Annotated in this window: 25 protein-coding genes and 1 tRNA gene; 12 read left to right on the top strand and 14 right to left on the bottom strand. The window is 39.1% G+C overall.

Annotated elements, in window-relative coordinates; all coding sequences use genetic code 11:
* Window positions 1-102 precede the first annotated feature (102 nt).
* The gene (locus tag EZ449_RS12120) at window positions 103-570 is read right to left on the bottom strand and encodes a hypothetical protein (protein WP_131559053.1); all 468 of its coding nucleotides are present in this window, start codon (window positions 568-570) and stop codon (window positions 103-105) included.
* Between the two features lie 115 nt (window positions 571-685).
* Between EZ449_RS12120 and EZ449_RS12115 the strand changes: the two genes are divergently transcribed.
* The 5 genes from EZ449_RS12115 to EZ449_RS12095 all read left to right on the top strand — a co-directional run bounded on the left by EZ449_RS12115 (window position 686) and on the right by EZ449_RS12095 (window position 4116).
* Entirely contained in the window at window positions 686-1261 is a 576-nt protein-coding gene (locus EZ449_RS12115) for a UPF0758 domain-containing protein (RefSeq protein ID WP_131559051.1), read from the top strand.
* A 238-nt stretch (window positions 1262-1499) separates the two neighbouring features.
* A complete protein-coding gene (locus EZ449_RS12110; protein WP_131559049.1) occupies window positions 1500-1859 on the top strand; it encodes a single-stranded DNA-binding protein in 360 nt (119 codons plus the stop codon).
* A 35-nt stretch (window positions 1860-1894) separates the two neighbouring features.
* Window positions 1895-2959 carry a DUF932 domain-containing protein gene (locus tag EZ449_RS12105; protein ID WP_131559047.1) on the top strand — a complete coding sequence of 355 codons (1065 nt, stop codon included), beginning with the start codon at window positions 1895-1897 and terminating at the stop codon, window positions 2957-2959.
* Window positions 2960-3004: 45 nt separating this feature from the next.
* Complete coding sequence (locus tag EZ449_RS12100; protein ID WP_131559045.1) at window positions 3005-3232, top strand: hypothetical protein; 228 nt, start codon at window positions 3005-3007, stop codon at window positions 3230-3232.
* 113 nt (window positions 3233-3345) lie between these two features.
* A complete protein-coding gene (locus tag EZ449_RS12095) occupies window positions 3346-4116 on the top strand; it encodes a hypothetical protein (protein ID WP_131559042.1) in 771 nt (256 codons plus the stop codon).
* 104 nt (window positions 4117-4220) lie between these two features.
* Here EZ449_RS12095 and EZ449_RS12090 read toward each other — a convergent pair whose 3' ends face one another.
* Window positions 4221-5453, bottom strand: a complete 1233-nt coding sequence (locus EZ449_RS12090) for a tyrosine-type recombinase/integrase (RefSeq protein ID WP_131559040.1) — start codon at window positions 5451-5453, stop codon at window positions 4221-4223.
* 113 nt (window positions 5454-5566) lie between these two features.
* Between EZ449_RS12090 and EZ449_RS12085 the strand changes: the two genes are divergently transcribed.
* Window positions 5567-5980 (top strand): EVE domain-containing protein, encoded by a 414-nt coding sequence (locus EZ449_RS12085; protein WP_131559038.1) that lies wholly within the window; start codon window positions 5567-5569, stop codon window positions 5978-5980.
* A gap of 76 nt (window positions 5981-6056) precedes the next feature.
* Window positions 6057-6629: a hypothetical protein gene (locus EZ449_RS12080; RefSeq protein ID WP_165499746.1), complete on the top strand. Its 573-nt coding sequence runs from the start codon at window positions 6057-6059 to the stop codon at window positions 6627-6629.
* On the opposite strand, the gene EZ449_RS12075 is transcribed toward EZ449_RS12080, so the two are convergent.
* Together EZ449_RS12075 and EZ449_RS12070 are read right to left on the bottom strand one after the other, a co-directional pair.
* Entirely contained in the window at window positions 6619-7806 is a 1188-nt protein-coding gene (locus EZ449_RS12075; protein ID WP_131559034.1) for a cation:proton antiporter, read from the bottom strand. The genes EZ449_RS12080 and EZ449_RS12075 overlap by 11 nt on opposite strands.
* A gap of 69 nt (window positions 7807-7875) precedes the next feature.
* Window positions 7876-8397: an acyl-CoA thioesterase gene (locus tag EZ449_RS12070; protein WP_131559031.1), complete on the bottom strand. Its 522-nt coding sequence runs from the start codon at window positions 8395-8397 to the stop codon at window positions 7876-7878.
* 504 nt (window positions 8398-8901) lie between these two features.
* Between EZ449_RS12070 and EZ449_RS12065 the strand changes: the two genes are divergently transcribed.
* Entirely contained in the window at window positions 8902-10392 is a 1491-nt protein-coding gene (locus tag EZ449_RS12065; protein ID WP_131559029.1) for an alpha-amylase, read from the top strand.
* 164 nt (window positions 10393-10556) lie between these two features.
* Here the strand turns inward: EZ449_RS12065 and EZ449_RS12060 are convergent, their stop codons facing one another.
* The 6 genes from EZ449_RS12060 to EZ449_RS12035 all read right to left on the bottom strand — a co-directional run bounded on the left by EZ449_RS12060 (window position 10557) and on the right by EZ449_RS12035 (window position 18459).
* On the bottom strand, window positions 10557-11483 hold the full coding sequence (locus tag EZ449_RS12060; protein WP_131559027.1) for a hydroxypyruvate isomerase family protein: 927 nt from the start codon (window positions 11481-11483) through the stop codon (window positions 10557-10559).
* Between the two features lie 30 nt (window positions 11484-11513).
* Window positions 11514-12509: an FAD:protein FMN transferase gene (locus tag EZ449_RS12055; protein WP_131559024.1), complete on the bottom strand. Its 996-nt coding sequence runs from the start codon at window positions 12507-12509 to the stop codon at window positions 11514-11516.
* Window positions 12510-12517: 8 nt separating this feature from the next.
* On the bottom strand, window positions 12518-13837 hold the full coding sequence (locus EZ449_RS12050; RefSeq protein ID WP_131559022.1) for a Gfo/Idh/MocA family protein: 1320 nt from the start codon (window positions 13835-13837) through the stop codon (window positions 12518-12520).
* Between the two features lie 31 nt (window positions 13838-13868).
* Window positions 13869-14828, bottom strand: a complete 960-nt coding sequence (locus EZ449_RS12045; RefSeq protein ID WP_205942997.1) for a formylglycine-generating enzyme family protein — start codon at window positions 14826-14828, stop codon at window positions 13869-13871.
* A 142-nt stretch (window positions 14829-14970) separates the two neighbouring features.
* Entirely contained in the window at window positions 14971-16245 is a 1275-nt protein-coding gene (locus tag EZ449_RS12040) for a type IX secretion system plug protein (RefSeq protein WP_131559020.1), read from the bottom strand.
* Between the two features lie 306 nt (window positions 16246-16551).
* Entirely contained in the window at window positions 16552-18459 is a 1908-nt protein-coding gene (locus tag EZ449_RS12035; RefSeq protein WP_131559018.1) for an ABC-F family ATP-binding cassette domain-containing protein, read from the bottom strand.
* Between the two features lie 302 nt (window positions 18460-18761).
* On the opposite strand from EZ449_RS12035, the gene nudK reads away from it, so the two are divergent.
* The 4 genes from nudK to EZ449_RS12015 all read left to right on the top strand — a co-directional run bounded on the left by nudK (window position 18762) and on the right by EZ449_RS12015 (window position 21878).
* Window positions 18762-19346, top strand: a complete 585-nt coding sequence (gene nudK, locus EZ449_RS12030; RefSeq protein WP_131559016.1) for a GDP-mannose pyrophosphatase NudK — start codon at window positions 18762-18764, stop codon at window positions 19344-19346.
* A gap of 220 nt (window positions 19347-19566) precedes the next feature.
* Window positions 19567-19977: an Rrf2 family transcriptional regulator gene (locus EZ449_RS12025; protein ID WP_131559014.1), complete on the top strand. Its 411-nt coding sequence runs from the start codon at window positions 19567-19569 to the stop codon at window positions 19975-19977.
* Window positions 19978-20070: 93 nt separating this feature from the next.
* Window positions 20071-20721 (top strand): NAD(P)-dependent oxidoreductase, encoded by a 651-nt coding sequence (locus tag EZ449_RS12020; RefSeq protein WP_131559012.1) that lies wholly within the window; start codon window positions 20071-20073, stop codon window positions 20719-20721.
* Between the two features lie 125 nt (window positions 20722-20846).
* Window positions 20847-21878 (top strand): quinone-dependent dihydroorotate dehydrogenase, encoded by a 1032-nt coding sequence (locus tag EZ449_RS12015; protein WP_131559010.1) that lies wholly within the window; start codon window positions 20847-20849, stop codon window positions 21876-21878.
* A 6-nt stretch (window positions 21879-21884) separates the two neighbouring features.
* On the opposite strand, the gene EZ449_RS12010 is transcribed toward EZ449_RS12015, so the two are convergent.
* From EZ449_RS12010 to EZ449_RS11995, 4 genes are all read right to left on the bottom strand, one after another.
* Window positions 21885-22358 carry a VOC family protein gene (locus EZ449_RS12010; RefSeq protein WP_165499745.1) on the bottom strand — a complete coding sequence of 158 codons (474 nt, stop codon included), beginning with the start codon at window positions 22356-22358 and terminating at the stop codon, window positions 21885-21887.
* Between the two features lie 41 nt (window positions 22359-22399).
* The gene (locus EZ449_RS12005; protein ID WP_131559008.1) at window positions 22400-23065 is read right to left on the bottom strand and encodes a DNA alkylation repair protein; all 666 of its coding nucleotides are present in this window, start codon (window positions 23063-23065) and stop codon (window positions 22400-22402) included.
* Window positions 23066-23173: 108 nt separating this feature from the next.
* The gene (locus tag EZ449_RS12000; RefSeq protein WP_131559006.1) at window positions 23174-23344 is read right to left on the bottom strand and encodes a spore protein; all 171 of its coding nucleotides are present in this window, start codon (window positions 23342-23344) and stop codon (window positions 23174-23176) included.
* 34 nt (window positions 23345-23378) lie between these two features.
* Window positions 23379-23452, bottom strand: a tRNA-Cys gene (locus EZ449_RS11995).
* Between the last annotated feature and the right edge of the window lie 24 nt (window positions 23453-23476).

Here is a 23476-nt window from a genome sequence, read left to right as displayed (position 1 = left end):
CGTTTAATATTCGAGAGCGTTAATTTAGATAAGCGGGAAGGGCCTTTGGTTTTTCCCGCTTTTTTTTTGGATTTTTTCTTGGGCGTTTTTCCGGGCTGTACACTATATCTTCCGCTTTGCGGGAAGGATGCCGTTTCCATCCCGAACGCCGATCTCTTTAAATGTGGCTCTTAAAGTTCGGCCTGCCTTGGGTTCATCGATCATGATCTTTCCATCTTCCAGTTCACGCCAGCCGTGGTCATAGATAAAGTGATAGGTGCCTGCATTTGTGGTGAGGATGCTGGTGTAATACTTAAAGTTAAATTCCTTATCAATAAGGTAGAACCTGCCGACTGAGGTTGGTCCGTTGTGCTTGGTGACCTCTGTCTTCAGGATCTTGTAGTTCCGCTTCAGGATGGCGTTGATCTGGGCAATGAACAGCGGCTCGTACCAGCTGTCAATGCCTTTGCTCTTTCTGTTGCCTGCATTCCGGCAATTATCGTTGCAGTACTTTTTATCCCGCCTACCGAAAAGTTCCTTTCCGCAGGTGAGGCATTCAAAGGGCGAAAAATTTGGGTCAAATCCACTCATAACTGTAAATCAGCATTATATCCGTTTTAAAAACGTTTAAAACGGTTAAATAGTTTTCGGTACGGCTAGCACTTTTCCACTTCCCAATTTTGTGCTGTACCAAAACCATACCGTTATGTTAGCCAACGTATTAATGAGCGAAAGCTTTTCGTCCTCCGAAAAGCGCCACTATTTTCTCGACTTCAAGAAAACCGTAAAGGACAGCAAGTTCATACAGATTTCCCGTAGCGACCAGCAACCTGATGGCTCCTATGTCAGGAGCTTTGTGATCGTTTTCGAGGAAGACTTCCATTTCCTGATCTCCGCGATGTCATCGCTCTTCTACCACTCGGCGCACCTTGACGTAAAGGGAAAGACCGTGCAGGATATCCGTAATGAGAAAATCCTGCAGAAACGTGGTGGCATTCCGGGCTGGGACCCGGAGAAAAAACCAAGGGAGAAACTTTTTGAGCACGGGCCGAACATGCTGAGCGATAGCGAACTGCTCGCAATTCTGATCGGCTCTGGTACCCCGGGCGAGGATGCGGTGGCGCTTTCCGACAGGATGCTGAAATCCCTTGGCGGATTTGCTGGACTTGTGGGTAGGGACATTTCTTCCTTAAGCAGGTTCAACGGTATTGGGCCGGCCAAGGCGGCGACCATCATTGCGGTGATGGGCATTGCAGAGCGTCTTTTTCAGGGGAGGGTGTAAGTTATATTTTTCAATCGAAACGGAAAGAAAGGCTGCGAATATCGTAACCCCCGCTGGCTGCGCACGCATAATGGCCGGCTTTGCCGTCCACCCTTCGGGACTTATAGTGCTCCGACCAGCTTAAAGGGTCACGGATTTCATTGCTTTCTTTTTTTCCGTTTTTTCTTTTGAAAAAATTCTTTTGGACGGACGGAAAGGAGAAAAAAACGGTTCAAGTTTTTACTTAAAAAATGCAGTTATGGAAATTGTAGGAAGATTGACCGCTGATGCGGAAGTTAGAGAGGTATCAGAGCATACCAAAGTAGTAGGCTTTACAATAGCTGTAAACCACAGCTACATGAGCGGTGAGCAGCGCCGCGAGATCGCGAGATTTTTTGAATGCAGTTATTGGAGGAATGCGGGGATTACCGAATTTCTTAAAAAAGGGGACGTTGTGCAGGTCTTCGGGCATGTGGGCTGCAGGGCTTACGTGACCAAGGAAGCAGAGGCAGCCGCGGCGCTCACGTTTCGGGTTTCTGAAATCAAGCTTTTTAGTTCCGGCGCAAAGCACGCGAACTCGGGGGAGCCAGCCAATGAAACAGGCGACCTAACATTTTAAGCAATCCAATTATTTAAGCATCAAACATTATAGTCATGGCACATAACTTAAATTTCAACGAGGACACACAAAAACACGCTTTCTTTTCGGTTAAGGAAAAAGCTTGGCACGGGCTGGGCACCATAATAGACAGTTACCCAACTTCAGCAGAGGCGCTGAAGTTTGCAGGGCTGGATTACACCGTTGTAAAACGTCCGCTTTTCACGCTGGACAATCTCAATAACGAATTCAGACAGGGGGAGATCCTGCAAGCTGAGGCGGGCGTAGCCGTTCCAAACTTCTTTGCGACCATGCGCACAGACACCGAGCATGTGCTCGGGGTAGTGGGCAAGGATTACAGCGTGGTGCAGAATATCGACGCGTTTTCCTTTTTTGATAGCATTGTAGGCGGAGGGGATGGCATCCAGTACGAGACCGCGGGCGCGCTCGGCAAGGGTGAGCGAATTTTTATTACCGCAAAACTTCCATCCTATATCCGTGTAGGGGCTGATGACCTGATCGAGCAGTATCTTTTTTTGACCACTTCGCACGACGGGGGCGGGAGCATAACCGCGGCATTTACGCCTGTTCGCATAGTTTGCAACAATACCCTGAATGCGGCAATGCGAAACCATAAGAATGCGGTGAGGATCCGCCACAGCTCAGGAGCTGGCGACAGGCTGAAACAGGCGCACACACTGATGTGCATATCCAGCAACCTAGCTGGGGAAATGGAAGATATTTTCAACCATTGGGCAACGGTCCGCATCTCGGATACAGAAGTTAAAAAACTTGTACAGGTCGCCATGGCACCAAATAAAGAAGTTTTAAAGAAACTGCAGCAGGGATCCGACGATGAAAATTCGGCTGTTTACCGCAACATTGTAGAAGATGTCTACAGCTATGCGATGGGCAACCATACCCAGCAGATGCCGACCACGGCGGGGACAGTCTTTGGAGCGTATAATGCAGTGACGGGATATTTCCAGAACGTGCGCAGGTTCAAGGACGGAGAGGCAAAATTCAAGTCCATCACGGAGGGGACTGCCAAGCAAAGGGCACAGGTTGCATTCGATCTCTGCGGTGAATTTGCCAGTAAGGGCAGTTTACAGTTCAATTAAATTATCTGGGGCGGGAAACCGCCCCACTTTTAACCCAGCATAACGATGAAAAGCAATAACAGGAACAACCGCCTTGTAATTGGAAAGATCTCCCAAGTGCTCAGGCTTTTGCAAAGCCTGGAAAATATGGAACTTTCCAAAAATGATGCATTTGAGGTACAGATCGCCAAAGGGCTGCTCATGGCGATCATAGAGTACAGCGGCTATAGGACAAAATACCATTGGTTATTTGGCATTCGCCTTTTAAGGGTGCCAGCCCAAAAAAACCATTAACAATCATTTAATAGATAGATTATGATACAGGAAATAAATATCGATATTACGCTAATAATTGAGGCGGATGTTGAACAGACAACAAACGATCTAAAAATTTCGTCTGTAGGATATTGACAGGCACGCAAGACAGCGAAACATTGTCAATTAAAAAATACCACATCAACAGGATCGAGGAAGAAGCCGAAGTCTATGCACCAGATCCCAGGCAGGATGACGGGGTATGGGAATTTGTAGAAAAATATTATCACAAATATTACTCGTGCGATGAGATCATGCGCAACGATGACCTTTGCAAGATCGCAAACGGCAAACTCAGTGGCGAAGCCGAAAAGATGTTTATCGAAGAATTCGGAGAAGATCTGGAGCTGGCGACAGCTGCATTTGATCAATCCACTAGGTATGTCTATGAGCGTGCGATCGTAGGCTTCCAGCGCAGCCAGCAGGGAACAATTGCTATCGTTTGGGGACTAAAAGACGTGGAAGAACGTGCAAAGTATAACGGCTATCTACTGAAAGAAGGCGATGCGCAAAAAGTACTCGACATGTTAAAAGATAAGCATGATTGTAATATCAGCATCACGTGGGACGTGATCGATGATTACCTGAGCTATATCGTCTCCGATTCCGTGGACGATGTCCAGATCGAGTGGGTGCCGATTATGTTTCAGGGCAACGAATATTTGGGCAGGGAAATCACCGATCTGCACGACAAGGATTTTACGTTGACAATTGCGCCGATCAGCCTTTCTGAGGCAATAAATTTGGACGCAAAAGGCACTGGCGCATCGGAGGCGACTTTGAAGGATGAACTGATCGCCTACTATGCGACCGAGGAAGAACTTAAGCTATCAAACAAAGAACTTTTTGACCTGATCTGTTAAAAGAATGATTTCCCATAAGAAATTTTTAGTGCAGTCCTCAATGGACTACACTTTTTTCTGCGGCCCCACTTTCAACCGAACCGAGGTAAGCCGCATCCTTGGTCTTAAAACCTGTTGTTTACAGTTGGCTTCACGATTTTTTTCAGCAACCTGTTGCGAATGTAGTCATTGGTCACCTGAAGGGATGAGTGCCTGTTCTTTTCCATGATCGAGTAGAAAGATGCGCCATCCTCAAGATCGTAAAAGTTCGAGCTGTGCTTGAGCGCGTAGAATTTGAGTTTTGTACTAATGCTGTACTTGATCCTGAAATAGCGGAATTTTTGGGTAAAGTACTGCTCACCGATCTGCACGGGCGATGGTTTGCAACGGTGTCCAAAGATAAAGTTTTCATCGCGGGCATTGCCCGCAAGCTTTTCCAAAAGATCATACATTTCCTCATTGAGCTGGAATATCGCCTCGCTCTCATTCTTGGTCTTCTGGGGGGGGAGGGTAAGGGTTCTCTTGATCCAGTCCACATCCATCACCTGTAGCCTGGTCATTTCCACTGGACGTATGTTATAAAGGTAGAGCATTTTTGATGCCACGTAGAGCCCAAAATACCCGGGATCGCTTTCCATCAGCCTTACCACGGTCTGGAGTTCCTGTTCCTCGTAGATGGCAAACCTTGAACTATCGTGCCTGGTATTTTTCTTTGCCGATTCCTTTACGGGGTTTTCTGGAACGACCTTGAATTTTTTAAGGTAGGAAAAGAAGGTGCACATGTCGCAGCGGTAGGTGTTGTAGGTCACCTTTCCCCATTTCAGCTCATTCATCTTATAGCCAAGAAAGTTGTCGATATCTATGGAATTGAAGGTGCCGATCTTGCGGTCGGTAAATCCCTTGACCTCAAGCCATTTCTTAAAGTGCCTTACCACGATTTTGTTATTCTTGAAAGCCGTATTTCCGATCATCCCGCTGTCGTGGCGCTCCTGTCTGTGCTCGACCCAGACGTCCAGGCACTTGGAGATTGGACTGAGAATGGTAAGGTCAACCTGCACGCCAAGGTCGATATAGGCATTGGTGAAAGGATTCCATCCCTTTCCAAGCATAAGGATAACAGCTTCAACGGCAGCGACTGCTTTTTTCTTGATCGAGATCCTAGTGTCCTTCACTCCGCCGATGCCACCTTTTCTTGCCCTTTCTACACTGGCGTAATTGTCCGGGTTGGGCCAATAAAAATATATGAAAGGTTTGTTGGAATGTGTTATTTTTGCGGGGATCGACAGATTGAACTCCGTTCTGTTCCATTCCTTTATGAAGTGGTTCTCGGACCGTGGTTTGGCATTACTTTTTTTCATACTGGTTTAAATTTCAAAGGTTTGAATCGTATGCCTTGAGGGGGTGTCAACGGGATTGTTAGCATTTCTGTCAACGGTTTTGTCAATAGAGCTACTAAAAACCCCCTTGAAATATGAATAAAACACGATATTGGTTAGTAAAGAGCGAACCTTTTAAATACAGTTGGGATAAGTTTAATGAAGATGGACGTACTTTTTGGGATGGGGTTCGCAATTATCAGGCAAGGAATAACCTCAGGGAAATGAAAGAGGGAGACTTGGTTCTATTTTACCATAGCAACGAGGGTAAAAATGTTGTAGGCATTGCAAAAGTAGTTAAGGAATCTTACCAAGATCCAACAACGGATGATAAGAACTGGGTGGTAGTAGATTTATCGCCAGTGGAAAGTTTAAAAAATCCAGTTTCATTGGAGCAGATTAAAGCGGAACCAAGTTTGGTAGATATCTCCTTAGTGCGCCAAGGTCGATTATCGGTGATGCCTTTAAAAGCCGCAGAATTCGATAAGATTTTAGAGATGGGGAGTTAATTTGTGTTTAATGTCAATTGTTTATCAATAACAAAAACTCATGAGAATAAAGTTTGCTTTAGTTATGTGCTTGGTCATGAATACATTATTCAGCTTTGCTCAAAGTTCGAAAATTTCAGATGGGATTAAGCAATATATTGCAATTATAAAAACTAAGGATGACAAATTTAAGGGATTATTTGTTAAAATAGATTCTCATAAAGTTATACTCTATTCAAAAGATAAATATCAAGAAGTGACTACTTCGGATGTAAAATCAATTAAGCTGAGGGTAACAAAAGCAAGTTATGAATTACAAAGCTATATTTTTAAATATGTAAAAAAAGAGGATCCTAAGGAATATCAATATACAAATCAACGGGGCGAAAGCGTCGATAAATGGGGCAGAGAAAAACCTACGACCAACGAAGAAATCGCTGGAGCTGTTGCTGGAGCCATAGTTGGCACAGCCTTAGAAGGTGTGGCAAATGTAGTTGTTGGTTCTTTGCATAATATAAATCCAAGCATAGCAAATTACAAATTCCGAAAAGAGTTTGACTTTGCCCAATTAGAAACGATTAGTTATTACTCTGTTTATTATCAGCAAAACCCAAATACTTTAGCAGAATTGAAAAAACTAAAAGAGCTTTCTGCAAATTTTAAACCTTAGCGTCCTCTCTCTTACGCTTACTCAGCGTAATTCCTAAAGTCATTACAATACTCGATCCCAAAACGACCAAGAACAAAAACGACGTTCCCACCTCTGGTATTTTTAATGATGCCGGCAAGTTAAAATAAAGCAAAATACTAATCAGTCCTCTCGGTGCAATGTATAAAATGGGAGCTAGGCTATCTTTCTTAAAAATTTTAAGAAAAATAAGCCTAATCACATAAATCGAAACCAGAATAAAGAATCCATTAGCTAAAATTGGTTTATTATTTAATTCGTTAATATTCATTGTGAAGCCAAAAATTACAAAGAAAAACGTTCGTAGAATAAAAGCACTTTCAGCCGATAATTGATAAAGTTGAGATAAATCTGCTGTTAAGTTTTTATATAGAAACACGCTTCTGAACCACACATTCTTAATGGTATCGGCATTATTTAGAAATAAACCTGTGCCTAAAATCAGTACCAAAGAAGATAGATGGTACGATTGACCGATGGCATAAACCAGAATAAGTATCGAGATAATTAAGAAGAATTTAATGTGATGAACCAGCCTGCCCATAATGTATAAAAGCACCACACACGCTATCGCCGAAAGTAAAATAATTAAAAAAGTGCTTAAGCCTAAACCAATAAATGCCGAAGTGGTAAGGGAATGATTGGTGATGGCAAAATTGAAAATGATAATGCCCAAAATATCAGAAAAGGAAGATTCGTAAACTACAAATTCTTTGTCTTTATTGCCCAAAGCCGCTGCGGAGGGAATTGCAATTGCCGAACTTATTACGCTAAACGGAATGGCATTGGCAATGCAGGTATATAAATCCTTGTGCGTAATTTGGTAAATAATAATGGTAACAATGGTTACGGTGCCTAGCAAAATGGTTAGCGCAGAAAGAAATGCTGTACGAATAATCTTGTTCTTATTTTGATCGTATTTAAGTTCTAGCGATCCCTCAAAAACGATTAAAATTAAACCAACTGTGCCCAATGTGGGCAGTATGGAAAGGAAGTTTATCGTTTGAATTTTTAAGTAATCTACCAGAAACCGTAAGCCTATACCCAACAATAGCAGCAATAAAACCGATGGAATTTTAGTTTTACTGGCCACTAAATCAAACAGATAAGAGAAAATTACTAATCCGCTTAAAATGATAAGAATTGTATATGTTGTCATGTTTTTAGCGTATGGTAATTCGCTAAAATAAAACAATCGAGTTAATCAGAAAGGAAATCTGTGTAAAAATTATGATTTAAAGAACAAGGCTTTTAGCTCGGTAGCCTCATCCGGATGCATTTTTCCGCCCAAAACCAAACGTAACTGCCTGCGGCGTAAAGCACCATCAAAAAGATCTATTTCCTCCGGCGTTTCGGGGACTAATTCAGGTACAGGAATGGTTCTGGCACTTTGGTCAACAGCCACGAAAGTATAATAAGCCTCGTTACTTTTTTGGCGGGCACCGCTTGGAATGTTTTCTGCCCAAACATCAAGGCGAACCTCCACAGAGGTATTAAAGGCACGAGTTACTTTTGCCTCAATCGTAATTACATCGCCCAATTTTATGGGGTGTTTAAAAGAAACATTATCTACCGAAGCTGTTACAACAATGCGATTACAATGTTTTTGAGCCGAAATTGCTGCTGCAATATCCATCCAATGCAATAAACGCCCACCCATTAAATTATTCAAGGTGTTGGTGTCGTTTGGCAAAACCAACTCATTCATTATTGTAAAACTCTCTTTGGCAAATTTCTTTTTCAAGCTCATAATATGGTGCAAATTAAGTAAAAATGTGCGTTAAAACAGCATTTGATTAATGATTTGGAATACTTGGTGTGTAAATAGTTATCCGATGAATGATTTGGAAAGCAAGGTTATTTGTACTGATGAATGTCAGCCCTGCTCTCTCTGCAATCTTTTAAAATAATTTCTGCTCCATTGAAAGGTTGATGGTTTAAATTTTAAAAGGATTTCCGTTAAATCAGGTTTAGGAACGGAAAGCTTTCTCCCCTCAAAAGCATAAGAATGTCGCGATTATGGCGCTAGCTATGTCTGCGTTTTGAAATACAGTCCCTCTATTCTTAAACCTGATTGCGCTAAATAGCTGCCGATTTGAGCACAAATAATGTTTTCTTGGTATGCTTGCTTATCTTACAGGTTTTTTCGGCACTATAAGCAAAAGCAGGACTAACATTTTCTATTTACTTCTGGCTTACATTTCCAAAAAACAATTGCCAAAATATCATGTTATCTTAGCTTAAAATCAAATTAATGCAAAATCAAACCATTATACAATATTTTCATTGGTATTATAACGAGGAACAAAATTTATGGACAAAAGTAGCTAATGAGGCTGCTCATTTGAAAGAAATAGGGGTTACTTCAGTTTGGTTACCGCCTGCTTACAAAGCCAGTACAGGCGGATATTCTGTAGGCTATGATACTTACGATCTTTTTGATTTGGGAGAATTTGATCAAAAAGGGAGTGTCAGCACTCGATATGGATCGAAAGAGGAATACATAAAAGCGATTAAAGCCTTGCAGGATCAAGGTATTGCGGCGCTGGCAGATATAGTTTTTAACCATAAAGCTGGTGGAGATGAATTGGAGAAAATTCCTGTTAGAACTGTTGATCCCAACGATAGAAATAAATTTACGAGCCATGTTTTTGAAATAGAAGCATGGACAAAATTTACCTTTCCGAACAGGTCAGGTAAATATTCTAAATTTATTTGGGATCATCAATGTTTTAGTGGAGTAGATTGGGCAGAGGATTTAAAGGAAACAGCTATTTATTCAATCCAAAATTTTGTTGGAGAGGGATTTGAGAAAGTGCCATCGACGGAGCTTGGTAACTATGATTATTTAATGTACAATGATATAGATTATCGTAATCGAGAAGTTGTAGAAGAACTTAAATATTGGGGTGAATGGTTGGTAGAAACGACCAATATAGATGGTTTTAGGTTGGATGCGGTAAAACACATCAATCCAGATTTTATTAAGGAATGGTTGGAGCATTTAGCGCAAAAATATAATCGTAAGTTTTTTGTGGTTGCTGAAGATTGGAATGTAGAGAATACAGAATCGCAGTTGGAGTACATCAACTTGATGGAGGGAAAGACACAGATTTTCGATTCGCTTCTTCACCATAACTTTTTCTTAGCTAGTAAAGATGGGAATGGTTTTGATATGCGTACCATCTTTGATAATACCTTAATTGGAATCTCTCCAGAATTGGCGGTTACTTTTGTTGATAATCATGATTCGCAGCCCTTACAGGCTTTGGAAAGCTATGTAGATTTTTGGTTTAGGCCACTAGCTTATGCCATTATTCTTTTGCGGGAACAAGGAATTCCATGTCTGTTTTTTCCAGATATATATGGCGGAATTTATGATGATAAAGATAAAGAAGGCGATGAAACCCATGTAGAATTAGTAGCTCTGCCTGAGGTTGAGATCATGAGTAAAATCAGGGCTAGTTTATCTTATGGATTACAACGCGATCATTTCGATCATGGTAACTGCGTGGGCTGGACTCGTGCAGGCGACGAAGAACATGAAAACAGTGGCTTAGCAGTTTTATTAAGCACAGGTGAAGAGGGATTTAAGGAAATGGAAATTGGCAAAAATTTTGTTGGCAAAACTTTTGTCGATGCCTTAGGCCATAGAGAAAAAGAAGTTGTTATTGATGAAAATGGCTGGGCAGAATTTCATTGTAATGCCGGAAGCGTATCGGTTTGGGTTTTGAAAACTCAATAAATATTCTAAACACAGATTAGCAAAGATGAATACAGATTACCATAAATGTTCATCTGTGTTTATCTTTCTTATTTCCCAAAAAATTGGGTCTATGTTGTGGTTAATTCATAACGATAAAAATTATTTTATTAAGGATGGTCTGTATTCTCACAGACCATCTTATTTTACAAAAAATTATCTTCTGCTCGATATGCTGCAATTACGGCCAGCTCACCTTCTTTTCCACCTTTTGAGTTTCCGTGTTCCATGCCCATTACACCTTTGTAGCCTTTTTGATGTAAATGTTTAAAGAGGTTTTTGTAGTTAATTTCGCCTGTTGTTGGTTCTTTTCTACCTGGGTTATCGCCAATTTGGATGTAGGCAATTTCATCCCAGCAGCGATCCATGGTTTTAATCAAATCACCTTCTGTTCTTTGCATGTGGTAAATATCGTACAGAATTTTACAAGATGGACTTTTTACAGCTTTACAAACGGCAAAGGTTTCATTGGTTTTTTGCAAGAACAATTCAGGAGTATCGCTTAAGGTTTCTAACACCATAATAAGTCCATGAGGTTCAAATATTTCTGCTCCAGCTCGCATGGCATCGATTACATTTGCAAACTGATTGCCATAAGGTAAATTGCGTTCATAAAAACCAGGGACAACGGTAAGCCATTTCGCATTACAGCGTTTTGCCGCTTCAACCGATTTTTTACAGGTTTCTATAAATTTATCCTTAAACTCTTTTTTGCCTGTTGTTAAGGAAGTTTTCCAGTTATCGCCACCATCAACTACGAAAACGCCCATTCTCATCCCTAACTTTGATAAGAGGTTGCCGATTTTTTCTTGTTCTTCAACGGACCTGTTTAGGTAGCCATTATCTTCGATGGAACGAAAGCCCTTATCGTACATAAACTGAATCTGATCGAGAAAGCTTTTGCCTGCATGGTTTTCGAACATACCTTGATGTGGCGCATAATCTAAATTAAAAACCTTATCGGCAAGTGCAGTATTCTGTTTTTCGGTAGCAAAAGTGTTTGTAATTCCCGCACCTGTAGTAATAGCACCGGCAGTTAACAAGCTATTTTTTATAAATTCACTTCTTTTCATTTGTTGGTTTTTTAAATGTAAAAGCTAGTTTTAATTGGTTAATAATTTTTTGAAGCCCTTGGTTAAAGTATCTGCAACAGCTCCATCGCTTTGATGATAGACAAAATAGGCCTCTAAATTTTTTCTATCATTCACAAATTTCATAGCTTCATTTAGGTGCATTCCCATTAATGCATTGTCATACCCATCGGCTGTAATGGCATCTTTAGCATAAACAGTAACGCTAATCATTTCATTGTCTAAAGGGTATCCAGTTTGCGCATTAATCAGGTGAGAAATCTTTTTCTTCCCACTCTGATGAAATTTCCTGTAGCTTCCTGATGTAGTAATGGCGCCAGAATTTACCGCAACAATATGTCTAATAACTGGTATGTCATCCTTATCTGGACCCTCAATTCCAATTTTCATTGGTGTTCCATCTGGTTTTGGTCCTGCAATTCTAATTTCACCACCCAGCTCAGCCACATAATTTTTAACACCTTTTTTTTCTAGATATTCAGCAATTAAATCTACGCTATAACCCTGAGCTATTCCATTTAAATCTATCGTAACGCATGGCTTGGTCTTCGTGAGTGATCCATTTTTTAGTTTTAGATTTTTCATTCCAACACATTCCAAAATCGATTTAATTTCAGAACTGCTCGGTTCCTTTGTATTTTCCTTTGGTCCAAAGCCCCAAGCTTGAACCAATGGCGCCACCGTGATATCGAATATACCTTTGGTATCGCGGTTAATCTCAAAGCTTCTTTTCAAAACATCACTCATCAAATGATCAATTTTGATTTGTTTACCTGCGAGATTAAATTGATTGATCAATGAGCCTTTTTTGTAAAGCGACATCGATAAATCAATTTTATTTAATAAGCTGTCTATTCCAGGTTTTGTTGCCAAACTATCTGTTGCATAATACATTATGGCATAATCTGTACCTTGGGCAAAGCCGTTAATTTTATATTGCCTTACTTCACGCTTTGCGCTAAAATTAATGAATAGCGATAGGAAAAGGAACAGAAACCTATATTGCATATTAAGCTTTATAAAACCTTGGTTTTGCCTGGCATAGCGACAGGATAAAGTCCGTTTGCATCTGGCATTAATCTAGGATTTGCATCCCAAGCAAAACGCTCTGGCAACAAACTGTTGTTAGCTGCTAATGCTTCATCCCATTTTATAGTTTGACCAGAATAAGTAGCATAGCGACCAATAATGCCAGAAAAAGTTGTTGTAGCGCCGTAATCTGCATTCGTAAATTTATAATCTCCTTTAGATATTGCTTCGAAAAGTTCATCATGTTCCGTTTGATATGGATTGGCATTTCCCTTGGTATTGTGATTGTAAATCTCCTTTCCTTTAGAATCTACAATAATGGCTTGATTTCCTCCAGAAAGATATATTTTTCCTTTTGTTCCTTGGAAAGATTCATCCACACGGTTACTTGTACCCTCAAAATGGCGACACTGACTATAAATTACTGCTCCATTTGGATAAGTAAATTCATTGGCGTGGTTATCGTAAATCTCGCCGTAATCCTTGCCTGTTCGCCAGGCTCGGCTGCCAGTTCCTTGAACTGAAACTGGATGTTCACCAGTAATCCAATTCGCAATATCAATATTATGAACATGTTGCTCTACAATATGATCACCACATAACCAATTAAAATAGTACCAGTTACGCATTTGATATTCCATTTCAGTTTGATTTGCAGTACGCGGTCGAACCCAAACGCCACCACTGTTCCAGTAAACCTGACCAGAAACAATATCTCCAATCGCACCATCTTGAACGCGTTTCATTGCTTCGCGATAATTACTTTGATAGCGTCTTTGTAGTCCAACTACCACGTTCAATTTTTTCTTTTTAGCTTCTTCTGCGGCAGCTAAAACTCTTCTAATTCCAGGTGCATCTACTGCTACTGGTTTCTCCATAAAAACATGTTTTCCTTGCTTTATGGCTTCTTCGAAATGGATTGGTCTAAAGCCTGGAGGCGTAACCAGTAAAACAACATCTGCCAGTGGAATAGCTTTCATATAAGCATCGAATCCCACAAATTGGCGTTCTTTTGGAACATCCATCTTTGTGGCAAATTTAGCGCTAAGAGATTGATAACTGCTATCTAGGCGATCTTGAAATGCATCAGCCATGGCTACTAATTTGAGGTTAAATTTAGTGCTTAATGCCTGAAATGCTGCTCCGGTTCCTCGATCTCCACAGCCAATTAAAGCTACTTTAATGGTATCACTTCCTGATGCATAAGCACCCGCAAGCGGAATACTGCTTAAAATTGCGCCACCTGCAAGTAGGGCAGAGGCTTTTAGGAAATCACGCCTTTCTTGTGCGTTTGGTTCTTTTTTCATTCTTAGTTTATATTGGTTTTTATGTGTCTGGTTAAAAATCTTTGATAGGCTGTTTATTGTAGTAGGCATCGATATCCGCTTTAGATGGCGTTTTTTCAGGCCGTACCAATCGCATTCCAACAAATGGCGCTTCAGGAAACCACCAATTACTTTTTGGAATTTGTGGATCAAGTTGTTTCCAAGAGGGATCGGATGCTAATCGCACTGTCGATGTTAAATTATTGGGTGTTTCATCATAAGAACCGCCTCTAACTGCATTTGGGTATAATTTATCAGGAACGGCTATTGGATTAATAGAAACTTTATTTTCTTGGTAAAAATCAGCTACATACTGGTCGTAAGTCCATTCACTTACATTTCCATGCATGTCGTGTAATCCCCATGGATTTGGTTTTTTTTGCCCAACAGGATGTGTTTTATTACCACTATTCTCTTTGTACCAAGCATAGTCTTTTAGTGAAGATTGATCGTTGCCAAAAGAATAATTGGTGGCTGTTCCTGCTTTACAGGCATATTCCCATTCTGCTTCAGTAGGCAGGCGATAAAAAATTCCAGTGCGTACGTACAACCACTTACAGAATTGAATGGCATTGTATTGTGTCATGGCAACGGCTGGTTGATGTTCTTTTCCCATTCCGAAAGTCATATCTAAATAGGGCTTGGTTGGTCGGGTTACGGCATCAACTTCGGCTGGAATAGGAGAAATGCTAGCTTGTTTTTCAAAATCGCGGTAAAGAAATGGTTCAAAAATATCCCAAGTTACCTCGTACTTTCCAATCCAAAATGCATCGAGCTGAACTTCATGAACAGGTTGTTCATCGGGCTTTCCTGTTTTGCTCCCCATTTTAAATTTGCCAGCTGGGATGGTTTGCATATCGAAAGTTAATTTCGTTCCGTTAATAGATTGATTGTAGGATTTAAATTCCGTTTGAGCAAAATTCTGCTCATAATATAATATCATTAAAGCAAAAGCAATAATTCTTTTAATCATAATAGTTGGTTAGATGCTTGCGAACAAGCATTTTGGTTTACTCAATAATCTGATTACTAAAGTAATTATCCAATTCCAAAATGAAGAAAATTTATGTAACAATAAAGGTGTAATTGACAATTAATGTAATTACTAAAAGGTTTTATCTTCTCTCTTTCGCCTTATTGCTCAAATTCGTATAGCCCATTAATGTTTCCCAGCGAGCACCCGGGCGGCGGTAATAAACCAAGATTTGGTAACTGTTTTCAGTTTGAAAAAATGAACCCTCGAACGGTTGACTTTCCGCAGTTTTTGTTTCGTTATTAAGCCAAACATATTCATAATCATATAAACCTTGTTTAAGCATAATATTGGCGTAAAACTGTTTTCTGCCAGCATCGTAAAGCAATTTGTTCTCCTTACCTAAAGTGTAATTGTTAAAACGACCGACAACATAAGCATCGCCATTGGCACTTGGAGCGGGGGCATTCAGGGTAAAAAGAATACCCATATATTCGGCTTCGGTTTTATCATCTCTACCATCTGTATTTCTGATAAAAAAGTTTCCATTCTCATCATATTGATTAGCGAAAGCCCCATTATTTCTTGGAGCATCATGGAAAAGCATCACATTTACAGATTCATTATCGCGATAAATATCTTTTACATTATCTCCCTTAAAACGTAAACTTCTGGTGTCAAATTTTCTAAACTCATTATCTCCCCAAAAATCATTTGTGCTTAAATCGTTATAAACCAATTGATTCGGACGAACAAAAGATGGCTTCGTGTTAATTTGAGCGGTATTTGAGTTGAAGTTTTGCATTACAAATGCTTTTAGATCTTGATAAGGATTGGCAATTGGAATAGCATGATTCAGCGTGAAATTGATCTTTTGCTTACTATTTCTATCTGCCACCTGAAAAGAATTGGTTACCTCTGCAGCAACAGCTATTTGATTATCGACGATATAAAAACGTTGTGAAATGACTGGCAGCTTCTTATCGCCATCCAAATAAACTTTAAGGATATAGTTTCCACCTATTTTTGGCTGTATTTGAGTATTCGGTAAAGTTAGTTCGTAATGCGTATATTTTCTTGTGGTATTCGATGAATAACGATAATCGATAATTCTATCGCTGTCGAAACCCTGCAGATAATCAATGGTAGAAATTCGCGAAGTTTGCCAATCGGATGTGCAATGTTCAATGGTGTACCAGTAATTTTTTGTTCCTGCCAACAAATCATCAAAAGAGAAAGCAATCGTTTCTGATGAGTTTAATTGAATAACTGGTAAGCTCTGTTCTTTTGTGTTATTATAGCACAGAACAGTTTTAATGTTAGGTAAATAAATCTTGTTTTCGTTTACGAAAGGATCTGTTTGGGAAAAGGTTATAGTTGGGATGAAAAATAAAAGTATTACAATTAGTTTTTGCATGGTTAAAAGTAAAGTTTTATTGGATATTGACAAAGCCTCACCCTGTAAAAGACAGAAATATTCGTAAGTTCCTCTTTATCCATCTCCGAAAAAGAGGGAAATAAAAGATTGTGCTTTTAACCCCTCCGTTTTAATGAAATGGGTTAAATCTACTGCACGTCAAATCCCTCTCTTCAAGGAGCGGGAGCGTACAAAATCTGCCAATTCACTACCGCTAACAAGGTGAGGTTTTTTGAACAAAGCAAAAAAAAGCCGCAGAAAAATCTGCGGCTCCAAATATTTTAATCTGCGAATCTGAGGCTAAAACTAACCCTCCAGCTCCATTATCTCAGCAGCCAAGGTTTCCCATTTAGTCTGACTGCTATCTAAATCCTGTTTTGCAGCTAAATAACGTTTGTTAGCTTCGGCCAATTTATCGGCTTTACCATAAACACTTTCATCAGCCAATTCTGTTTCGATATTTTTAACAGAAGCTTCTAATTCAGAGATTAAGGTTTCTATTTTTTTCAATTCCTCATTCAGTTTTTTTAACTGATTAGCGGAGTTTGGTGTAACCACTTTTTCTGCTGGTTTTTCCTTTTCAGGCACTTTTACAGGGATTGGTTTAGAAACGGGAATAACGCGTTTGCTATTCCACTCTTCGTATTCGGCGTAAGTTCCAGGGTATTGTTTAATTTTTTCGCCCTCGATAAACCAGATTTTGTTCGCTACATTATCTAAGAAATACCTATCGTGAGAAACCGCGATAAATGTACCCTCAAACTGTTGCAAGGCCTGAATTAATATATTAACCGATTGAATGTCCAGGTGATTGGTAGGCTCATCGAGAATCAAAAAGTTCGAATCTGTTGTTAAGGATTTTGCCAAGGCCACACGCGATTTTTCACCACCCGAAAGCACCTTGATTTTCTTGAAAACATCATCACCAGTAAATAAGAAACAACCTAAAATACCACGCAATTCTGTGTCGGTGTGTTTAGGCGCAAAAGCCTGTAACTCTTCTAAAATAGCATTGTTTAAGTGCAAAGATTCTAACTGGTGCTGGGCAAAGAAAGTAGTGGTAACATTATGACCAGTTTCACAAAATCCCTCAAATTTCTCGGCACCAGCAATCATCCTTAAAAGGGTAGATTTACCTTTACCATTCGCTCCAATTAACGCAATTTTATCGCCTTTCTCAATTACTGCTTCAGCATCTTCCAAAATATGAACATTTGGATAATGTTTTGTAGCATGCTCTATTCTAACCACATGTCTGCCAGATGGTTTAGAAAACTTAAAGGCGAAGTTAACCGTTGGGTTATCATCATCAACATCATCCACACGCTCCATTTTATCCAAAGCTTTCATACGCGATTGCGCCATTTTAGCTTTCGATGCCTTAGCCTTAAAGCGCTCAATTAAACGCTCTTCCTGTTTAATTTTTGCCTGTTGATTTTTAAATTCTCCCTTTTGAATTTCACCACGTAATGCTTTTTCCTCTACATAAAAGCTGTAGTTTCCGGCGTAAACATTCAGTTTTCCCTTGCGAGATTCTACCGTACGATTTACAATTTTATCTAAGAAATACCTATCGTGAGATACGATTACGATTGCACCCTCAAAACCCATTAAATAGTTTTCCAACCATTTAATCGATGGTAAATCCATGTGGTTGGTTGGCTCATCGAGCAATAAAATATCTGGTGTTTGTAGTAATATTTTCGCAAGCATTACACGCATGCGCCACCCTCCAGAGAAAGTATTTAGCGGACGCAGTTGGTCTGCAGTACTAAAACCCAAACCAGCCAAAATTTCATTTGCCCTATATTCGATGTTGTAACCATCCAGAGCCTCAAATTCTTGTTGCTTGTCGCTTAATTTATATAAAACCTCTTCACTATAATCGGTTTCGATTTTTTTAAGTAATTCCTCAATTTCATCGTGCAATTGGTTTTGGCGCTCGAAAGCCTCCATGGCCACATGCAAAATACTATGGTGCGAATCGTAAGAAAGTAAATCCTGGTTTAAGTAACCGATTTTCAAGTCTTTAGACATAGAAACCGTGCCCGATGTTGGAGCATACTCGCCTACAATAATTTTTAAAAGTGTCGATTTTCCTGTCCCGTTGGCGCCAATTAAGCCGGCTCTATCGCCTGGTTTAATGTGCCAATTTGCCTCGTCGTATAAGGCTCTTGAGCCAATTAGGAATGTTAAATTATTTATTGAAATCATTTCGGCTGCAAAAGTACGAAATTTTAAGGCTTATTTTATGTCGAAAATTAAATAGAAGAGAACCGAAGTTTCTAGACCCTTTTTTGATTATTTGGAAAGCTAAGGCAGGAGATTTTTTTAAAGTTTGCTCCTGCTTTTTGTTCCAACAAAAGCAGAAAAAGCTTTTGGTTTCCACGGCAATCAGGTTTAAAAACAAAATTTTGTGCTTTGTAGGTTGGGTAAATGAAGATAGCCTAAATTGCCATGAGTCATTAAACGGAAATAAAAAATAATAATACATTTGAGTTCAAAGCGAAACGAACATGAATAACGAAAACATTAAAATCATTAATAAAGAAATTCTTTCAAATAATTGGTACACTTTAAACAACATCACATTCGAATATTTAAAGAAAGATGGAACTCGTGAGGTTTTAAGTCGCGAGGCTTATGATAGAGGCAATGGTGCCACTATTCTGCTTTACAATAAGCATAATCAAACTGTTATTTTAACCCGTCAGTTTCGCTTACCAACTTACATTAATGGCAATGAAAGCGGTATGCTTATCGAAACATGCGCAGGTTTATTGGATTTAGATAATCCCGAAACTGCCATTAAACGAGAAACTGAAGAAGAAACTGGTTATAAAATAAAGGATGTTAAAAAAGTGTTCGAAGCCTACATGTCACCTGGTTCGGTAACCGAAATTCTTTATTTTTTCGTAGCGGAGTATTCGAAAGATATGAAAGTGAGCGATGGTGGCGGCCACCACGATGAACAGGAAAATATTGAAGTGTTAGAGATATCATTTAAAGAAGCGCTTGCCATGATTGCCAACGGTGAAATTAAAGACGGTAAAACCATTATGCTTTTGCAATATGCGCTAATCAATAATTTATTGGGCTAACGCTTTCGTTTTTAAACCATTACTATTTAAGTAAACAAAACTAGCTAGACCCGATAGAACGTAAAGCCCGGAAGCCGAGGAACGAGGCTGAGGACTTGAAGAGATAGCGGGACTAACTTTAAAAGAAGCTTCTGTTACTGCTCTTCAAAAAAATATTTAAATAAATTTTGATTCTAATTAAATCTATTTACATTTGTACTGTAATAAAAATAATTACAGAATGAACAACAGTCATTTTCCAATCTCCTTGCACATTTTAACTTTACTCGATGAGGCGAAAGGAAGCGTTGTGAGTTCTGACTACCTGGCTGGAAGTATTAATATTAATCCTGTTTTGGTGCGTAAAGAGATTATGAATTTGCGTAAACATGGTTTTGTTGATAGCAAAGAGGGGAAAGGTGGCGGCTCTTATTTGGCCAAAAAAGCAATCGATATTAATTTGGGCGAAGTTTACAAGGCCGTAAAAAACAGCAATATTTTAGGGCAAAGCAAAAATGAACCTAATCCAAAATGCCCGATTGGAAAACAAATTAACCAACATTTAGATACGCTTTATAACGATGCGGAAAATGCTTTGATTGAAAATTTATCAAAACAAACATTGGCAGATTTCGCATCAAAATTTAGATAAAAAATTTTTACCCAAAACTGTAACAAATTATATTACAATTCAATATTTATTCACTCATTCAAAATTCACTCATTCAAAATTAAATTAAATAGCATGAAAGTAGCATTAATAGGCGCCTCAGGATTTGTAGGCAAAGCAATTTTAAACGAATTATTAAGTCGTGGAAATAAAGTAATCGCAATTGCCCGCGATACAAATAAAATAGAAAGTACAGATGAAAATGTAACCAAAGTAGCGGTCGATGTTTTAGATACAGAAAAATTAGCGGCTGCACTTAGTGGTGCTGATGCAGTTGTAAGTGCATTTAACGCTGGGTGGACAAACCCAAACCTTTACGATGACACGATAAAGGGAGCCGAGGCTATTCAGAAAGCGGTTAAAGCGTCGGGCGTAAAACGCTACATCTTTATCGGTGGTGCAGGTACTTTGCAAATCGATGGAAATCAGTTAGTTGATGGACCTCAGTTTCCCCAAGAAATTTACCCAGGCGCTTCTGCGGTGCGAGATTACTTCAATGTTTTGAAACAAGAAAGGGAATTAGATTGGTTGTTTTTTAGTCCAGCAATTGAAATGCATCCAGGCATTACCATTGGTCGTACAGGGGAATATCGTTTGGGTAAAACTTCTCCAGTTTTTAATGAAGAGGGGCGTTCAATTTTATCAGTAGAAGATTTATCAATTGTGATTGTTGATGAATTAGAGAATAATGCCCACCATCAAGAGCAATTTACAGCGGCGTACTAGGTGATGTAAAATGTAATGATGTAGGATGTGAGATGGATGATGGAAGATGGGGTACAACATTTTCCATTAACCATTTTCCATCTTACCTCTTCCATTCTTTTCCATATTTTATTTATCTTCGTTGCATGTATCGCCTTATTAAACCAATATTCTTCAAATTTGACCCTGAAAACGTACATTATTTTGTAGTTAAACGGTTAAAATGGTTTAATGATAAATTTCCTTTGGGTAAAACCATAATCCGGAGCAGTTTTGATGTTCACATTAAAGGCTTGGAAAAGGAAGTTTTTGGAATCAAGTTCAAAAATCCAGTTGGTTTAGCTGCTGGATTTGATAAAAACGGCGAATATGTAGAAGCGCTAAGTAATTTAGGCTTCGGATTTATAGAGGTTGGTACGGTTACGCCGATGCCACAGCCGGGAAACGATAAGCCCCGTATGTTTCGCCTGCCAAATGATGAAGCCTTGATTAACCGAATGGGTTTCAATAATAAAGGTGTTGATGTAATGGCCGAGCGACTTCGTATCCTGAAAGATAATCATCCTGATATTGTTGTTGGCGGAAACATCGGTAAAAATAAAGCAACTCCAAATGAGGATGCTGTAAGCGATTACATTAAATGTTTCGATAGGTTATTTGATGTGGTTGATTATTTTGTTGTGAACGTGAGTTCTCCAAATACACCAGGCTTACGTGAGTTGCAGGAGAAAGAACCGCTTAAAAAAATATTAAATACGTTGCAGCAGCGCAACCGTAAAAATGATATTTCTCGTCCGATTTTATTGAAAATTGCACCAGATTTAACTGATGCGCAATTAGATGATATCATTGAAATTGTAGCTGAAACGAATATTGCTGGAATCATTGCGACGAATACAACCATCAGTAGAGAAAATTTAGCAACTGAAAAAACATTAGCGGGAGAAATGGGCGGATTAAGTGGTAAACCGGTTAAAGAACGCTCTACAGAAGTTATTAAATACCTTTCTGAAAAATCGAATAAAGCTTTCCCAATTATCGGTGTTGGCGGAATTCATTCTGCAAAAGATGCACAAGAAAAACTAGATGCTGGGGCTTGTTTAGTTCAATTATATACTGGATTTATTTACGAAGGCCCAGGATTGATTAAAGCGATTTGTAAATCGCTTGTTAAATAACTTTTTTTAATCTTTAGGCTCCCATAATTGAACTTTGTTGCCCTCTGCATCAAGAATGTGTACAAACTTCCCATAGTCGAAAGTTTCAATGGTATCTACAATGGTTACATTTTCTTTTTTTAATTCACTAACAAGCGAAACTAAATTTTCAACCCTATAATTAATCATAAAATCTTTGGTAGAGGGTTCAAAGTATTTGGTCTTTTCAGAAAAGGGAGTCCACTGCGTTTGAGCCTTTTTAGTGCTATCTGAACCTTCATACCACTCAAATGTTGCTCCATAAGGGTTTGTGGTTAATCCAAGGTGTTTGCGATACCATTCGGTCATCTTTTTTGGGTCTTTACATTTGAAAAAAATACCGCCAATTCCGGTTACTTTTTTTGATGAATTTTCATTTTGTTTTGCAATGATTGCCTTAAATGCGAAGCCGGAAAGAAAGGATGCCGCAATAACCAATGCAATTAATAATGTCTTTTTCATTTTGAGTGGAATTTTGAGTTTATTTTTGCTGTAGAAGTAATTTAAACTTTTCTGCTAATCATTGCATTTATCCAAATAGGGGCAAATGGCGAGGTACAACCTTTTGAAACGGGATAGTCGCGATATATCCCAAGCTTTTCGCCAATAGCTAAACCCTGTTCTCTAAAGGTAGGATGATGAATTCCAATTTGCACCAAAGCAGAATTCATCGTCCATTGCACTTCCTTTGGGGCATTTGCCATTTCCAATTCAATTCTTTTAATAATAGCTGGAATGTCTAATCCCTCGGGGCTTCTGGCTATTCGTCCGCTGGTTAAACTCCAGCCCGCACGAGCCAACATTACATCATCCGAATTCATCCATCTTTCGCGAAATTGTTCTTTATCTGGATATTCTTTTACTACATAATTGTAAAACCAATCGGCAGCCCAGGTAAATTGCTCTGAAGAAACCATTGTTTCTAATTCTGCAGCAGATAATTCTTTTGGATTGAGAATTAATATGGCAAGCATTCGAGCATCTATGTTTTCGGTATCCCAAAGTTCGAGTGCTAGCGAGTGATTAGTTTTTATTTTTTTAGCAATCGTTCTGATGTCGCCCATTTTAACACCGTAAAGGTTTTCGTGGGCGCCACCTTTAATATGCTGCTTACGAACTTTTTCATCAGCTAAAGATTCAAGGATTGAAAGCGTTTCTTGAAGATTCATGGATTTACTACAATTTTATAATTTCAAACTTATCGAAATTTTGGACATAAAAAAAGCATCCTTTGATCAGAAGGATGCTTTAAATCTTTTAGAAGAAATTTCTAAAAACTATTTTGCCAAAGCAACTAAAACAGCGTTGTTTTTTGCTAATTGATCGTTTTTAGGTTGAGTAGAACGACTTCCGATTTCGATGTTAGTTGCTCTTTTTAAAAATGCTACCTCTTGGTGAGCTGTATTTTTATTTCTTCTGTCTTTTCTTTTTAATCTGGTAACTGCCATGGTAATAACCTTTTAATTATTTTATTTGTACAAATGGAGGTCGAGAGCGGATTCGAACCGCTGTAGAAGGTTTTGCAGACCTCTGCCTAGCCACTCGGCCACTCGACCCTGAAATTCAAGGTTGCAAAAATA

Origin of the sequence: Pedobacter frigidisoli (assembly GCF_004331675.1) — a bacterium.
GTDB classification, from domain to species: Bacteria; Bacteroidota; Bacteroidia; order Sphingobacteriales; family Sphingobacteriaceae; genus Pedobacter; species Pedobacter frigidisoli.
Note: the sequence above shows the minus strand (reverse complement) of the source record. Positions and strands in the feature narration are given on the sequence as shown.

Coding starts and splice junctions, on each gene's coding strand:
- EZ449_RS12120 (WP_131559053.1), bottom strand. CDS start 570: ATGAGTGGATTTGACCCAAATTTTTCGCCCTTTGAATGCCTCACCTGC.
- EZ449_RS12115 (WP_131559051.1), top strand. CDS start 686: ATGTTAGCCAACGTATTAATGAGCGAAAGCTTTTCGTCCTCCGAAAAG.
- EZ449_RS12110 (WP_131559049.1), top strand. CDS start 1,500: ATGGAAATTGTAGGAAGATTGACCGCTGATGCGGAAGTTAGAGAGGTA.
- EZ449_RS12105 (WP_131559047.1), top strand. CDS start 1,895: ATGGCACATAACTTAAATTTCAACGAGGACACACAAAAACACGCTTTC.
- EZ449_RS12100 (WP_131559045.1), top strand. CDS start 3,005: ATGAAAAGCAATAACAGGAACAACCGCCTTGTAATTGGAAAGATCTCC.
- EZ449_RS12090 (WP_131559040.1), bottom strand. CDS start 5,453: ATGAAAAAAAGTAATGCCAAACCACGGTCCGAGAACCACTTCATAAAG.
- EZ449_RS12085 (WP_131559038.1), top strand. CDS start 5,567: ATGAATAAAACACGATATTGGTTAGTAAAGAGCGAACCTTTTAAATAC.
- EZ449_RS12080 (WP_165499746.1), top strand. CDS start 6,057: ATGAATACATTATTCAGCTTTGCTCAAAGTTCGAAAATTTCAGATGGG.
- EZ449_RS12075 (WP_131559034.1), bottom strand. CDS start 7,806: ATGACAACATATACAATTCTTATCATTTTAAGCGGATTAGTAATTTTC.
- EZ449_RS12070 (WP_131559031.1), bottom strand. CDS start 8,397: ATGAGCTTGAAAAAGAAATTTGCCAAAGAGAGTTTTACAATAATGAAT.
- EZ449_RS12065 (WP_131559029.1), top strand. CDS start 8,902: ATGCAAAATCAAACCATTATACAATATTTTCATTGGTATTATAACGAG.
- EZ449_RS12060 (WP_131559027.1), bottom strand. CDS start 11,483: ATGAAAAGAAGTGAATTTATAAAAAATAGCTTGTTAACTGCCGGTGCT.
- EZ449_RS12055 (WP_131559024.1), bottom strand. CDS start 12,509: ATGCAATATAGGTTTCTGTTCCTTTTCCTATCGCTATTCATTAATTTT.
- EZ449_RS12050 (WP_131559022.1), bottom strand. CDS start 13,837: ATGAAAAAAGAACCAAACGCACAAGAAAGGCGTGATTTCCTAAAAGCC.
- EZ449_RS12045 (WP_205942997.1), bottom strand. CDS start 14,828: ATGATTAAAAGAATTATTGCTTTTGCTTTAATGATATTATATTATGAG.
- EZ449_RS12040 (WP_131559020.1), bottom strand. CDS start 16,245: ATGCAAAAACTAATTGTAATACTTTTATTTTTCATCCCAACTATAACC.
- EZ449_RS12035 (WP_131559018.1), bottom strand. CDS start 18,459: ATGATTTCAATAAATAATTTAACATTCCTAATTGGCTCAAGAGCCTTA.
- nudK (WP_131559016.1), top strand. CDS start 18,762: ATGAATAACGAAAACATTAAAATCATTAATAAAGAAATTCTTTCAAAT.
- EZ449_RS12025 (WP_131559014.1), top strand. CDS start 19,567: ATGAACAACAGTCATTTTCCAATCTCCTTGCACATTTTAACTTTACTC.
- EZ449_RS12020 (WP_131559012.1), top strand. CDS start 20,071: ATGAAAGTAGCATTAATAGGCGCCTCAGGATTTGTAGGCAAAGCAATT.
- EZ449_RS12015 (WP_131559010.1), top strand. CDS start 20,847: ATGTATCGCCTTATTAAACCAATATTCTTCAAATTTGACCCTGAAAAC.
- EZ449_RS12010 (WP_165499745.1), bottom strand. CDS start 22,358: ATGAAAAAGACATTATTAATTGCATTGGTTATTGCGGCATCCTTTCTT.
- EZ449_RS12005 (WP_131559008.1), bottom strand. CDS start 23,065: ATGAATCTTCAAGAAACGCTTTCAATCCTTGAATCTTTAGCTGATGAA.
- EZ449_RS12000 (WP_131559006.1), bottom strand. CDS start 23,344: ATGGCAGTTACCAGATTAAAAAGAAAAGACAGAAGAAATAAAAATACA.